Genomic DNA, 13,062 nt, shown 5'->3' on the forward strand with positions numbered 1-13,062 from the left:
GACCATGCTAAAGAAACTGACTGTCGCCGTTCTCGCTGCTTTGTCCACCGCCGCCCTGGCCGACGTCAATGTCGGGGTTTCGGTTTCGGCCACCGGCCCGGCCGCTTCGCTCGGCATTCCGGAAAAGAACACCATCGCCCTGCTGCCGACCAGCATCGGCGGCCAGAAGATCAATTACATCGTGCTCGACGATGCCACCGACCCGACGGCAGCGACCAAGAACATCAAGAAGCTGATCAGCGAAAACAAGGTCGACGTGATGATCGGTTCGACCACCACGCCGAACTCCCTGGCCATGATGGATGTCGCCGTCGATAACGAAACACCGCTGATTTCGATGGCCGGTTCCGCCATCGTCGTCGAGCCGGTGGATGCCAAGCGGCGCTGGGTCTTCAAGACGGCTCAGAACGATGCCCACATGGCGACCGCCATCGTCCAGCACATGACCGACCGCAACGTCCAGACCGTCGCCTTCATCGGCTTTGCCGATGCCTACGGCGAAGGCTGGTACAAGGAGTTCGCCAAGATCGCCGAAGCCCGCAAGCTGAAGATCGTCGCCAGCGAACGCTACCAGCGCAACGACACTTCGGTGACCGGCCAGACGCTGAAGATCATCGCCGCCAAGCCGGATGCCGTGCTGGTCGGCAGTGCCGGCACGCCGGCCGCGCTGCCGCAGAAATCGCTGAAGGAAAAGGGCTACAAGGGCCTGGTCTACCAGACGCACGGCGTCGCCAACAACGACTTCCTGCGCGTCGGTGGCAAGGATGTCGAAGGCGCCTTCCTGCCGGTCGGTCCGATGATGGTTGCGGCGCAACTGCCGAACGACAATCCGGTCAAGAAATCGGCGCTGGAATATGTCGGCAAGTACGAAGCCGCCCACGGCAAGGGCAGCGTCAGCTCCTTCGGCGGCCACGCCTGGGATGCCGGCGTGCTGCTGCAGAATGCCATTCCGCAGGCCTTGAAGGCCGGCAAGCCGGGCACCGTCGAATTCCGCCGCGCTCTGCGCGATGCGCTCGAAGGGACCAAGAATCTGGCCGGCGCGCACGGCGTTTTCAACATCACCGCAAACGACCACCAGGGTTTCGATCAGCGCGCCCGCGTTATGGCAACCATCGAAAACAACACCTGGAAGCTCGTCAAATAATCTAGCCGTCGGCGTGCCGGCATAACAGCTGGCCCCTGCCGTGCCCAGGCACGGTTGCGGGCCAGTTGCCGTTTTGGGTAACTATGGATCTCCAAATCTTCCTTCTTCTCGGCCAGGACGGCATCACCAATGGTGCCGTCTATGCCTTGCTGGCCCTCGCTCTGGTGCTGGTTTTCGCGGTCACCCGCGTGATCTTCATCCCGCAGGGCGAGTTCGTCGCCTTCGGCGCGCTGACCCTGGCCTCGCTGCAGGCCGGCCAGGTGCCGGGAACCATCTGGCTGCTGCTCGGCCTGGGCACCACGGTGGCCGTGCTCGACGGCATCCGCCTGGTGCGTGAAGGCCGCTACGCCAAGCTACCGCCGCTGCTGATCTTCAATATCGGCGGCCCACTGCTCGCCGCCGCCGGTCTTTTCGCCGTGCCGCCGACCCAGTTGCCGCTCGCCGTTCAGGTCGTCATCTCCATCCTGCTGGTCGTGCCGATGGGGCCGATGCTCTACCGCATCGCCTTCCAGCCACTGGCCAACGCCCCGGTACTCGTCCTGCTCATCGTCTCGATCGCCCTGCACCTCGCCCTGACCGGCCTCGGCCTGCTCTTCTTCGGGGCCGAAGGCTCGCGCACCCCGGCCTTCACCGACCTCAGCTTCGAACTCGGCGGGGCGCCACTGCAAGGCCAAACCATCCTGGTTGTGGTGGCCTCGACCGTGCTGATCATCGCCCTCTATTTCTTCTTCGAACGCACCATCTACGGCAAGGCCCTGCGCGCCACCGCGATGAACCGGACCGGCGCCCGCCTGATGGGCATCCCGCCGATCCTCGCCGGCAAACTGTGCTTTACGCTGGCGGCGGCGATCGGCGCCGTTTCCGGCATCCTGATCGCGCCGCTGACCACCATTTATTACGATTCCGGCTTCCTGATCGGCCTCAAGGGCTTCGTCGGCGCCATCATCGGCGGCCTCGCCTCCTATCCGATCGCCGCCCTCGGCGCCATTCTGGTCGGCCTGCTTGAATCCTATTCGTCCTTCTACGCCAGTGCCTTCAAGGAAGTCATCGTGTTCACGCTGATCATCCCGGTGCTGCTCTGGCGCTCGCTGACCTCGCGCCACATCGAGGAGGAAGAAGAATGAAGCGTCATCTTCCCCTCGCCCTGTTCATTGCCGCGCTGGTCGTCGGCCCGCTGGTGCTGCCCGAATTCACCGTCACCCTGCTCAACTACATCGGCCTGTACACCATCGTCGCCGTCGGCCTGGTGCTGCTGACCGGCGTCGGCGGCCTGACTTCGTTCGGCCAGGCCGCCTTTGTCGGCCTCGGCGCCTACACGACGGCCTGGCTGACCACGGTTTACGGCCTGTCGCCCTGGCTGACGCTGCTCATCGGCCTGGCCCTGACCGCTTCGGTGGCGCTCTTCATCGGCTTCATCACGCTGCGCATGGGCGGCCATTACCTGCCCCTCGGTACCATCGCCTGGGGCATCAGCCTCTATTACCTGTTCGGCAATGTCGAATTTCTCGGCGGCCACACCGGCATCACCGGCATTCCCAACATTTCGCTGTTCGGCTGGGAATTGAAATCCGGGCGCGAGTTCTACTATCTGATCTGGCTGGTCGTCCTGCTCGCCATCCTCAGCCTGAGCAATCTGCTCGATTCGCGCGTCGGCCGGGCCATCCGCGCCCTCAAGGGCGGCGCGGTGATGGCCGAGGCGATGGGCATCAACACGCCACGCACCAAGATCGTCATCTTCCTGATCGCCGCGCTGCTGGCCAGCGCTTCCGGCTGGCTGTACGCCCACCTGCAGCGTTTCGTCAGCCCGACGCCATTCGCCCTCAACCAGGGTATCGAGTACCTGTTCATGGCCGTCGTCGGCGGGGCCGGCTACGTCTGGGGTGCCGTCCTCGGGGCCGGGCTGATCACCATCCTCAAGCAATGGCTGCAGGACTGGCTGCCGCAGATTCTCGGCCAGAGCGGCAATTTCGAAATCATCGTCTTCGGCATCGCGATGATCCTGATCCTGCAGAAAGCGCGCGACGGGCTGTGGCCGGTCATCCTCAAGCTGTTGCCGGAACGCAAGGAAAGCCGGCGGGTGCCGCAGGCCGCCGCTCTGGCGAAACGGCCGGCAACGGAAAGCGGTCGCCTGCTGCTTTCCGCCGAGAATGTCAGCAAGCGCTTCGGCGGCCTGGTCGCCAACGACCAGCTGTCGCTGACCGTCAAGGCCGGTGAAATCATGGCCCTGATCGGCCCGAACGGCGCCGGCAAGAGCACCATGTTCAACTGCGTTTCCGGCGTCAGCCCGGCCAGCGAAGGCAGCATTGCCTTCCAGGGCAAGCCGATCGCCGCGATGATCTCGCGCGACATCGCCCGGCTCGGCATGAGCCGGACTTTCCAGCACGTTCGCCTGCTCGGCCAGATGACGGTGCTCGAAAACGTCGCCATCGGCGGCCATCTGCGCGGCAGCAAAGGCGTCCTGGCGGCCGCCCTGCGCCTCGATCGCCACGAAGAAAACCGCCTGCTCGCCGAAGCGGCTCGCCAGATCGAACGGGTCGGCCTTGCCGAACACATGTTCGAGCCGGCCGGCAGCCTGGCCCTCGGCCAGCAGCGCATTGTCGAAATTGCCCGGGCGCTGTGCTCCGAACCAGTCCTGTTGCTGCTCGACGAACCGGCCGCCGGCCTGCGTTACCGTGAAAAGGTGGCCCTCGCCGACCTGTTGCGCCGACTGCGCAGCGAAGGCATGGGCATCCTACTGGTCGAACACGACATGGATTTTGTCATGGGCCTGGCCGACCGCGTCGTCGTCATGGAATTCGGCAAGAAGATCGCCGAAGGACAACCCGAGGAAGTCCAGCGCGATCCACGGGTTCTCGAAGCCTACCTCGGCGGAGTCGAGTGATCATGAGCAAACATAGCCACCTGCACGACCACGAAGTGATTCTCGACGTCAAGGATCTGCGCGTTTCCTACGGCAAGGTCGAGGCGCTGCACGGCATCAGCCTGACCATCCGGCGCGGCGAAATCGTCAGCGTGATCGGCCCGAACGGGGCCGGCAAGACCACCTTGCTGACCGCCCTGATGGGCCTGCTGCCGGCGCAAGGCGAGATCATCTACATGGGGCACCCGCGCCGCCCGGAGGACGAGGTGGAAGCTCTGGTCGGCCATGGCATGACGCTGGTCCCGGAAAAGCGCGAGCTGTTCGCCGAAATGAGCGTCGAAGACAACCTGCTGCTCGGCGCCTTCGACCGCTACCGCAGCGGCCACCGCGACCAGATGGACACCATGGACGAAGTTTTCGAGCTGTTCCCGCGCCTCGAAGAGCGCCGCGACCAGCTGGCCGGCACGCTGTCCGGCGGCGAACGCCAGATGCTGGCGATGGGCCGCGCCCTGATGGCCAAGCCGAAGCTGCTGATGCTCGACGAACCGAGCCTCGGCCTGGCGCCGCTGATCATCAAGGAAATCTTTCGCATCATCGCGGCACTCAAGGAAACCGGCGTCGCCATCCTGCTGATCGAGCAGAACGCCCGCGCCGCGCTACAGATCTCCGATTACGGCTACGTGCTGGAAACCGGCGAAGTCTCGTTGGCCGGCCCAAGCCAGGAGCTCGCCGCCGACCCGCGCGTCATCGAGTCCTACCTCGGCCTCGGCCACAAGCACTAGGACGCGGTCAGCCGGGTCGCTGCCCGGCTGCCAGCCGACGGATTAACGCGGCCCGCGTTCGTCGTCGCGCTCGCCACGCCGGGGCTTCTCACGCTCACGGTTGCCGCGCTGCTCCTGCGGCGGCGGCACCGGCGCCGCCTGGGGAGCGACCGGAGCGGGCGGTGGCATGCGCACCACCGGGGCCGGCGCCGGCATTTCCGGCGGACGGACCATCGCTGGCGCACTTTCCCGCGGCGCTACACGTTCCATGCGTGGCGCGTCGCGCATCTCGCGGCGCATTTCGCGGGGTTGCTCTGAAACCGATGGCGGGGCGACCTGCGGTAGCGGCGCCCGCACGGCCGGTGGGGCGCTCGGCATTTCCGGCAGACGGACGACCGGCGGCACATTTTCCCTTGGTACGCCCCGCTCCATGCGCGGCGCATCGCGCATTTCGCGCCGCGGCTCGCGAGGCTGCTCCGAGGCCGGCGGCGGGGCGACCTGCGGCAGTGGCGCCCGAACGGCCGGTGGGGCGCTCGGCATTTCCGGCGGACGAACGGCCGGCGATGCATTTTCCCTTGGCACGCCACGCTCCATCCGTGGCGCATCGCGCATCTCGCGTCGCGGCTCGCGGGCTTGCTCCGAGGCCGATGGCGGGGCGACCTGCGGCAGCGGTGCTCGAACAGCCGGGGCCGGGTTCGGCGTTTCCGGCGGCCGAGCCGGTACTGGCGCATTTTCCCGGCGCATCGGGCGTTCGTTGTTGATCGGGGCAACCTGCCGCTCGGCATCGCGGCGTTCGCCGCGCCAGTTCGGCGATTCGCGACGCTCGTCGGGACGTGGCCGGACGGCGGCCGGGGCGGGCTTCAACCATTCGGCACTGGGCGCAGCCTTGGCCTGCGGAGCACGGCTGAGATCGTTACGTTCGGGACGGCGAATTTCGTTGGCGCCAATCGACCGTCCTTCGCGCATCAAATTGGCCGGGACAACCGTCACCGCCCGCGGCAGCGCGCGATGAACAAAGGTTTCGTGCGCCCCCGAACGTTCGGCGCGTTCGATGCGGCTCACCTCGCGGACGTGGTTGATGTTGATCTGCCGGATATAGGTCGGGCTGTAGAGGTAAGCCGGGACATAGACTTCGCGCGGGGCAAGCGGAAACCAGCCGACGGCCGGGGCCGAGCCGAAACTGAAACTGACGTTCCAGCCGGGATTGCCGATCCAGCCGACCAGCGCCGGCGCATAGACCGGGCGGGCGACATGGCTGCCCGGCACCCAGCCCCAACGGCCGCCGATAATCACCCAGCGCCCGTAGTGAAACGGCGCAAAACCCCATGGCGACTGATCGATCCAGGTCCAGCCCCAGGGCGCCACCCAGGCCCAGCGGCCGAAACGATAGGGCGCCCAGTCGGCGGCGACGGAACGCGGATACCAGACACTGCCGTACTCCGCCGCCGGCTGCCAGTCGCCATAGGCGTCGAGATCCTGATAGCCGGTCATCTGCGGCGCAACATGGCGCCGTGCGACCCGGGCCATCGTCGCGTTCTCGCGCTCGGCAACCCAATTGTCGAAAGCGTCGGGATCAAGATCAGCCTCGAGCCGGACCTGGCCGGCCCCGGCCAGACTGGCCCGCTGTCCGGCGGCGACCGGCGTCAGCCGCCCGCGATAATCGATATTGGCCTGCCCGGCCTGCACGCTCAACTCGCTACGATCGTCCAGCACGTCAATCCGGTAGCGCCCGGGGGTGACGAAGCGAATGCTGCCGTCCGGCGTGTGCACTGTCACGTCGTTTACCTGATCGCGATCGAGGATGCTGACGGCCAGACTGCCTTCCGTCACATCGAGGGTCACCTGCCGGTCGTCGACCAGAACGAATTCGACGCGACTGTTGCCGGCCAGCCGGAAGGCCGAGGACGCGACCCAGACCTCGGCCCGACCGCGGCGATCGGTGTCGAGAATGGCGCCGCTGCTGATCGGCCAGTTGAGGGTCGCCGGAGCGCCTTGCTCGTCGCGGTTGACCGCCAGATCAACACCGTTTTCGAGGTAGGCGAGGCGGCCGACCCGGGCCGGCGGATCGGCCAGCGCCGCCCCGGAAGACAAGGCGAGCACCAGGCTCAGTGCGGCACCGGCAAGGCGTAAGAGATTGTTCATCGTTGACTCCCGTAAAACCGTTCGGCGGCCACAGGACAGCCGACCGATGTCCGATTAACGCAGCAGCGGGCAAAAGGATGCAGCCCTTTGCCGTAGCAAGACGTTTCGAAATGTTGCCGCCCGGTCAGGCGCCGGCTCAGAGGGGGTCGGTCGCGATTCCGTGTTTCTTGGCGACGGTGACGTAGAGTTCGCGCGCCGAAGCGACTTTCGGGCTCTTGCGGTCCTTGCGCTGGGCGCGCATCAGGTAGTCCAGCGCCCGGGCCGCCAGTTCGGCATCCCAGCCCTTGCTGTCCATCAGCGTGTAGATGGCCTTGGCGGCATTGACCAGAAACTGCAGATTGGGCACCTGCTCGGCGGCCTGGATCAACAACTGTACGGCGCCTTCCAGATCGCCGTTGCGGGCGGCCAGCACCCCCTTGTTGTTGAGCTCGATGATTTCCTTGCCGACCTGATCGAGCAAGGCCTTGCCCGCATCGGGCTGGCCGGTTTTCTCGAAGACCTGGGTGATGTGGTCGATCAGGTGCGGATCTTCATGATTTTCCGCGGCAACCTGGCGCATGATTTTTCCGGCCTCGTCCTGTTTGCCGGTGGCGTAACAGGCGTGCGCCAGATCGATGGCCAGACGTTGCGAAACGTGCCGGCCTTTCGCCTCGCCTTCAACCTGGATCTGTTGCTGCAAGGCCAGTGCCTGGTCGACCAGTTGCTTGGCCTTCTCGGTCGCGCCCTCGAAATCGAGGCACAGGCTTTCGGTCACCAGCGCCGCCATTTCCGCCTGCTTTTCGCCACGCCATTCGCGCTTCATTTCGCTGGCAATCTTGCGCGATCCCTCGACATTGCCGCGCTCGACCAGCACCCGCGACAAATTGGCGAAATCATCGACGGTGCGCAGGCTGGACCCCTTGTTGCGCTCGATGACCTTGCCGTAGGCTTTCTCGGCCGCCGCCAGATCCTTGTTCCGGGCCGCCACGTCGCCGACCAGACGCTGGCGCACGGTATTGTGCGGCGACGCATCGGCCGCCCGCTGCAGGGACTGCTGGGCCGCCTGCAATTTCCCCTTGGCTTCGTGTACCGAGGCGAGGAAATCGAAAGCCGAGAGGAATTCCGGCGCTTCCTGGGTTACCTGCTCGGCCAGTTGCTCGGCTTCATCGAGCGCGCCGCGATCACGCAGCGCCGTGGCCAGACCCATCTTGGCCCAGGGCACGACGCGCCCTTCGAGCACCCGGCGGAAGACCTCTTCCGCCTCACTGGTCCGACCCAGCGTATGCAGCAACTCGCCCTTGAAGCGCAAGGCATCGTACATATACACCGGCTGTTGCTGGATCACCCGGTCACAGGCGGCGATCGCCTCATGCAGGGCGCCGCGCTCGATCTGTTCGTAGATCTTGCGCAGCACGTGTTTCTTGTAGATCGCCTTGATCAGCCGGGCCTGCAACTGGTCGGCGGTAAACGGCTTGATCAGGTAATCGTCGGGGGCCAGTTCGGCCAACGCCACAACGTTGGAGTAGCCGCGCTCGCTGGTGATGATCAGATAGACCGTCGCCAGCGGAATCAGGTGGGCATGGCGCAACTCTTCCAGCAGTTGTTGGCCATCGCGCCCATCGTCGAGAACGAAATCGGAGAGGATGATGTCGAAGCGGTTGCCCTTGACCTGACGAATCACTTCGGCCGAATTGCCGGCGCCATGCACCGCGATTACGCCCAGGGCGCCGAGCATCAGGCGCAGCGCCTCACGGGCCGGCGGATGCCGGTCGACGATCAATACCCGCTTTTTGGTAAGAGTCTGCTGCAAAACCAGCAGCATCTCATCGTTATCCAGAGGGTTCATGCCCTTTGCTTGGCTCGTGCTCATCTTCGGGAACTTACTTGAGTTCGCCATACAGGGCAAGGCGCCGGTAAAAACCTGTGATTTTTCAGCGGCCTGACGTAAAATCCGGCTCCCGATACTGCGCTGCAACAAAGCCTCCACCATGCTCTACCCCACCCGATTTGACGTCATCGTTGTCGGCGGCGGCCATGCCGGCACCGAGGCCGCGCTGGCCGCGGCGCGGGCGGGTGCGCAGACGCTGTTGCTGACCCACAACCTCGACACGCTGGGGGCGATGAGCTGCAATCCGTCGATCGGCGGCATCGGCAAGGGCCATTTGGTGCGCGAGGTCGATGCGTTGGGCGGCGCGATGGCCGCGGCGACCGACGAAGCCGGCATCCAATTCCGCATCCTCAATGCCTCGAAAGGGCCAGCGGTCCGCGCCACCCGCGCCCAGGCCGACCGCGTGCTGTACAAGCAGGCGATCCGGTCCCGCCTGGAGAACCAGCCCAACCTGACGATCTTCGCCGAGGCTTGCGACGACCTGATCGTCGAGGGCGACAAGGTGGTCGGTGCCGTCACCCAGATCGGCATCCGTTTCATGGCCGATGCCGTGGTGTTGACCGCCGGCACCTTCCTCAACGGCAAGATCCACGTCGGCCTCGAGAATTACACCGGCGGCCGCATGGGCGATCCGCCCTCCGTTTCGCTGGCCGCCCGCCTGAAGGAACTGCATCTGCCGCAAGGCCGCCTGAAGACCGGCACGCCGCCGCGTCTCGACGGCAAAACCATCGATTTCTCGGTGATGGAAGAGCAGCACTCGGACGATCCGCTGCCGGTCTTCTCCTTCCTCGGCAACGCGACGCAGCACCCGCGCCAGCTGCCGTGCTGGATCACCGAGACCAACGAGAAGACGCACGACATCATCCGCAGCGGCCTCGACCGCTCACCGATGTACACCGGCGTCATCGAAGGCGTCGGACCGCGCTATTGCCCGTCGATCGAGGACAAGATCCACCGCTTCGCCGACAAGAACAGCCACAACGTCTTCCTCGAACCGGAAGGCCTGACGACGCACGAGATCTATCCGAACGGCGTGTCCACCAGCCTGCCCTTCGATATTCAGTTGGCCCTGGTCCGCTCGATCCGCGGCCTGGAAAACTGCCACATCCTGCGCCCCGGCTACGCCATCGAATACGACTTCTACGACCCGCGCGGCCTGAAGGACACGCTGGAGAGCAAAGCCATCCACGGCCTGTTCTTCGCCGGCCAGATCAACGGCACCACCGGCTACGAAGAGGCCGCCGCGCAGGGCCTGCTGGCCGGCATCAACGCCGTCCTTCATAGCCGTGGCGAGGCCGGCTGGTGTCCGAAGCGCAACGAAGCCTACCTCGGGGTCATGGTCGACGACCTGATTACCCGCGGCGTGGCCGATCCTTACCGGATGTTCACCAGCCGCGCCGAATACCGCCTCAGCCTGCGCGAAGACAATGCCGACCTGCGCCTGACCGAACAGGGCCGGGCCCTCGGTTTGATCGACGACCAGCGCTGGGCGGCCTTCAGCCAGAAGCGCGACGCCATCGCCGCCGAGCAGGAGCGCCTCAAATCGACCTGGGTCAATCCGAAAATGCTGCCGGCCGAAGACGCCATCCGCGTGCTGGGCAAGGCCATCGACCATGAGTACAACCTGTTCGAACTGCTCCGTCGCCCGGAAATCGCCTACCGCGAATTGCTGACCCTGCCGGGGGCCGGCGCAGGAGAGAGCGACGCGATGGTCATCGAGCAGCTCGAAATCTCCGCCAAGTATCAGGGCTACATCGACCGCCAGGCCGAGGAAGTGGCGCGTTCCGGCTCCTACGAGAATACGCTCCTGCCGGTCGAACTGGACTACACGAAGGTCGCCGGCCTGTCCAACGAGGTCAAGCAGAAGCTGGCCCAGCACAAGCCGCAGACCATCGGCCAGGCCTCGCGCATTCAGGGCATTACGCCTGCCGCCATATCGCTGCTGCTGATCCATCTGAAACGCTTCAATCTCGGCCACGCCGCATGAGTTCGATCACGCTGGCGGCCGGCCTCGCCGAACTGGGCATCGCCCTGCCGACGGAAGCGCAGCAAAAACTGCTGGCTTTTCGCGATCTACTGCTCAAGTGGAACAAGACCTACAACCTGACCGCACTGCGCGACCCGGAACAGGCGATTTCGCACCACCTGCTCGATTCGCTAGCCATCCTGCCACATATCGGCAGCGGGCCGCTGCTCGATGTCGGCAGCGGCGGCGGTCTGCCCGGCATTCCGCTGGCCATCGCCCGCCCGGAACTGTCGGTCAGCATGGTCGATACCGTGCAGAAGAAAACCACCTTCCTGCAGCAGGCCGCGATCGAACTGGGCCTGAAGAATGCTACGGTGCACCATGCCCGGGTCGAGGAAATGAGCGGCCATTACGCCCAGATCAGCTCGCGGGCCTTTGCCGAAATCGCCCTGTTCATCCGCCTGACCCGCCACCTGCTCGCCCCGGGCGGCCGCTGGCTGGCCATGAAGGGCGTCCGGCCGGACGACGAACTGAAGACACTCCCCGCCGACATCGTGGTTGAAGCGATCATTCCGCTTGCCGTGCCGGGGCTCGCTGCCGAACGACATTTGATCATTTTGAAAGCCGGGTCATGAAAGTACTCGCCATTACCAACCAGAAAGGCGGCGTCGGCAAAACGACGACAGCGGTCAATCTGGCCGCCTCGCTCGCCGCCGAAGGCCAGCGCGTCCTGATGATCGACCTCGATCCGCAGGGCAATGCGACGACCGGGGCCGGCATCACCAAGAAGGAAGCGCTACCCACCGTCTATCAATTGCTGATCGGCGCCGCGACGCTGGCCGAAGTCTGCCTGCGGACCGATTTCGGCTTCGACGTGCTGCCCGCCAACCGCGAACTGGCCGGCGCCGAAGTCGAACTGATCGAATTGAGCGAGCGCGAATACCGTCTGAAAAACGCCCTGCAGGCCGGCCACGCCACTTACGACTTCATCCTCATCGACTGCCCGCCGGCCCTCAACATGCTGACCGTCAATGGCCTGGTCGCCGCCGACTCGGTGCTGATCCCGATGCAGTGCGAGTACTACGCGCTGGAAGGTCTGTCCGATCTTGTTGAAACGCTGCGCAAGGTGCGCACCCACTTGAACTCGCGCCTCGAAATCGAAGGCCTGCTGCGCACCATGTACAACCCGCAAAGCACGCTGACCCAGCAGGTTTCCAACGAGCTGGAAAGCCATTTCGGCAACAAGGTGTACAAGACCATCGTGCCGCGCAATGTCCGGCTCGCCGAAGCGCCGTCCTACGGCAAGCCGGTCATCGCCTTCGACAAAAACTCCCGGGGCGCCCAGGCTTACAGCGCCCTCGCCAAAGAAATCCTCGAAAGGGTCGCCCCATGATCAAGATGAAAGGACTCGGCCGCGGCCTCGACGCCCTGCTGTCCGGCAGCGACAAACCGCAGGGCGACGAACAGCGCAACCTGCCGGTCGAACGCCTGCGCCCCGGCAAATACCAGCCGCGCACCCATATGGATCAGGAGTCGCTGGCCGAACTTGCCACCTCGATCAAGTCACAGGGCATCATGCAGCCGATCCTGGTCCGTGCCGTTGACGGCACGCCAGGCGCCGAACGCTACGAAATCGTCGCCGGCGAACGCCGCTGGCGCGCCGCCCAACTGGCCGGCCTGAACGAAGTCCCGGTGCTGATCCGCAGCATCCCGGACGAACAGGCGCTGGCCATGGCGCTGATCGAGAACATCCAGCGCGAGAACCTGAATCCGCTCGAAGAAGCCCAGGGCCTGCAACGCCTGATCGACGAATTCGGCCTGACCCACCAGCAAGCCGCCGACGCCGTCGGCCGCTCACGCCCGGCCGCCACCAATCTGCTGCGCTTGCTGCAGCTGACCGCACCGGTCCAGGAGATGCTGATCAACGGCCAGATCGACATGGGCCATGCCCGTGCCCTGCTGCCCATCTCGACCGGCCAGCAGGTTGGCGTCGCCCAGCGCATCATCCAGAAGGGACTGTCGGTCCGCGAAACCGAACGCTTGGTTCAGCAACTGCTGAACCCGCCGAAACGGGCTGCCGAGAAAACTGTCGATCGCGATCTGCTCCGTTTACAGGAAGAACTCTCCGAAGGCTTGGGCACCAATGTGGCCATCCGCTCCAGCAAAAAGGGGGCGGGCAAAGTCACCATCGAATTTGCCAGCCTCGACCAGTTGGATGGCCTGATTTTTCGGCTCCGCGTGTAACCAATGCCTCTATTCAGAATCAAGCAGGCATGCGGGAAAACCCTCAATTTGTGCGCCGCGGAAATTGACTCATCTACA

10 protein-coding genes are annotated in these 13,062 nt (G+C 64.9%); 8 read left to right on the forward strand and 2 right to left on the reverse strand.

What is annotated here, in order from left to right:
* Nucleotides 1–4: 4 nt before the first annotated feature.
* From KI611_RS21585 to KI611_RS21600, 4 genes are all read left to right on the forward strand, one after another.
* A complete protein-coding gene (locus KI611_RS21585; RefSeq protein WP_226417706.1) occupies nucleotides 5–1,144 on the forward strand; it encodes an ABC transporter substrate-binding protein in 1,140 nt (379 codons plus the stop codon).
* Nucleotides 1,145–1,227: 83 nt separating this feature from the next.
* Complete coding sequence (locus KI611_RS21590; protein ID WP_226417707.1) at nucleotides 1,228–2,268, forward strand: branched-chain amino acid ABC transporter permease; 1,041 nt, start codon at nucleotides 1,228–1,230, stop codon at nucleotides 2,266–2,268.
* Entirely contained in the window at nucleotides 2,265–4,025 is a 1,761-nt protein-coding gene (locus KI611_RS21595) for an ABC transporter permease subunit (protein ID WP_226417708.1), read from the forward strand. The genes KI611_RS21590 and KI611_RS21595 overlap by 4 nt, the downstream gene beginning before the upstream one ends.
* Nucleotides 4,026–4,027: 2 nt before the next feature.
* Nucleotides 4,028–4,786: an ABC transporter ATP-binding protein gene (locus KI611_RS21600; protein ID WP_226417709.1), complete on the forward strand. Its 759-nt coding sequence runs from the start codon at nucleotides 4,028–4,030 to the stop codon at nucleotides 4,784–4,786.
* 42 nt (nucleotides 4,787–4,828) lie between these two features.
* Here the strand turns inward: KI611_RS21600 and KI611_RS21605 are convergent, their stop codons facing one another.
* Nucleotides 4,829–6,907 carry a DUF6600 domain-containing protein gene (locus tag KI611_RS21605; RefSeq protein ID WP_226417710.1) on the reverse strand — a complete coding sequence of 693 codons (2,079 nt, stop codon included), beginning with the start codon at nucleotides 6,905–6,907 and terminating at the stop codon, nucleotides 4,829–4,831.
* A 136-nt stretch (nucleotides 6,908–7,043) separates the two neighbouring features.
* The gene (locus KI611_RS21610) at nucleotides 7,044–8,732 is read right to left on the reverse strand and encodes a response regulator (protein WP_226417711.1); all 1,689 of its coding nucleotides are present in this window, start codon (nucleotides 8,730–8,732) and stop codon (nucleotides 7,044–7,046) included.
* A 142-nt stretch (nucleotides 8,733–8,874) separates the two neighbouring features.
* On the opposite strand from KI611_RS21610, the gene mnmG reads away from it, so the two are divergent.
* Genes mnmG through KI611_RS21630 form a run of 4 tightly spaced genes read left to right on the forward strand, consistent with a single transcriptional unit; the run spans nucleotide 8,875 to nucleotide 12,984 of the window.
* On the forward strand, nucleotides 8,875–10,761 hold the full coding sequence (gene mnmG, locus KI611_RS21615; RefSeq protein ID WP_226417712.1) for a tRNA uridine-5-carboxymethylaminomethyl(34) synthesis enzyme MnmG: 1,887 nt from the start codon (nucleotides 8,875–8,877) through the stop codon (nucleotides 10,759–10,761).
* Complete coding sequence (rsmG, locus tag KI611_RS21620; protein ID WP_226417713.1) at nucleotides 10,758–11,375, forward strand: 16S rRNA (guanine(527)-N(7))-methyltransferase RsmG; 618 nt, start codon at nucleotides 10,758–10,760, stop codon at nucleotides 11,373–11,375. Before mnmG ends, rsmG begins: the two co-directional genes overlap by 4 nt.
* Nucleotides 11,372–12,133 (forward strand): ParA family protein, encoded by a 762-nt coding sequence (locus tag KI611_RS21625; protein ID WP_226417714.1) that lies wholly within the window; start codon nucleotides 11,372–11,374, stop codon nucleotides 12,131–12,133. The genes rsmG and KI611_RS21625 overlap by 4 nt, the downstream gene beginning before the upstream one ends.
* Nucleotides 12,130–12,984, forward strand: coding sequence for a ParB/RepB/Spo0J family partition protein (locus tag KI611_RS21630; RefSeq protein WP_226417715.1), 855 nt, complete (start codon nucleotides 12,130–12,132; stop codon nucleotides 12,982–12,984). The genes KI611_RS21625 and KI611_RS21630 overlap by 4 nt, the downstream gene beginning before the upstream one ends.
* The last annotated feature ends 78 nt before the right edge of the window (nucleotides 12,985–13,062 follow it).

The sequence above is a fragment of the Dechloromonas denitrificans genome (genome assembly GCF_020510685.1).
In the GTDB taxonomy this organism is placed as follows: domain Bacteria; phylum Pseudomonadota; class Gammaproteobacteria; order Burkholderiales; family Rhodocyclaceae; genus Azonexus; species Azonexus denitrificans_A.

Coding starts and splice junctions, on each gene's coding strand:
- KI611_RS21585 (WP_226417706.1), top strand. CDS start 5: ATGCTAAAGAAACTGACTGTCGCCGTTCTCGCTGCTTTGTCCACCGCC.
- KI611_RS21590 (WP_226417707.1), top strand. CDS start 1,228: ATGGATCTCCAAATCTTCCTTCTTCTCGGCCAGGACGGCATCACCAAT.
- KI611_RS21595 (WP_226417708.1), top strand. CDS start 2,265: ATGAAGCGTCATCTTCCCCTCGCCCTGTTCATTGCCGCGCTGGTCGTC.
- KI611_RS21600 (WP_226417709.1), top strand. CDS start 4,028: ATGAGCAAACATAGCCACCTGCACGACCACGAAGTGATTCTCGACGTC.
- KI611_RS21605 (WP_226417710.1), bottom strand. CDS start 6,907: ATGAACAATCTCTTACGCCTTGCCGGTGCCGCACTGAGCCTGGTGCTC.
- KI611_RS21610 (WP_226417711.1), bottom strand. CDS start 8,732: ATGAACCCTCTGGATAACGATGAGATGCTGCTGGTTTTGCAGCAGACT.
- mnmG (WP_226417712.1), top strand. CDS start 8,875: ATGCTCTACCCCACCCGATTTGACGTCATCGTTGTCGGCGGCGGCCAT.
- rsmG (WP_226417713.1), top strand. CDS start 10,758: ATGAGTTCGATCACGCTGGCGGCCGGCCTCGCCGAACTGGGCATCGCC.
- KI611_RS21625 (WP_226417714.1), top strand. CDS start 11,372: ATGAAAGTACTCGCCATTACCAACCAGAAAGGCGGCGTCGGCAAAACG.
- KI611_RS21630 (WP_226417715.1), top strand. CDS start 12,130: ATGATCAAGATGAAAGGACTCGGCCGCGGCCTCGACGCCCTGCTGTCC.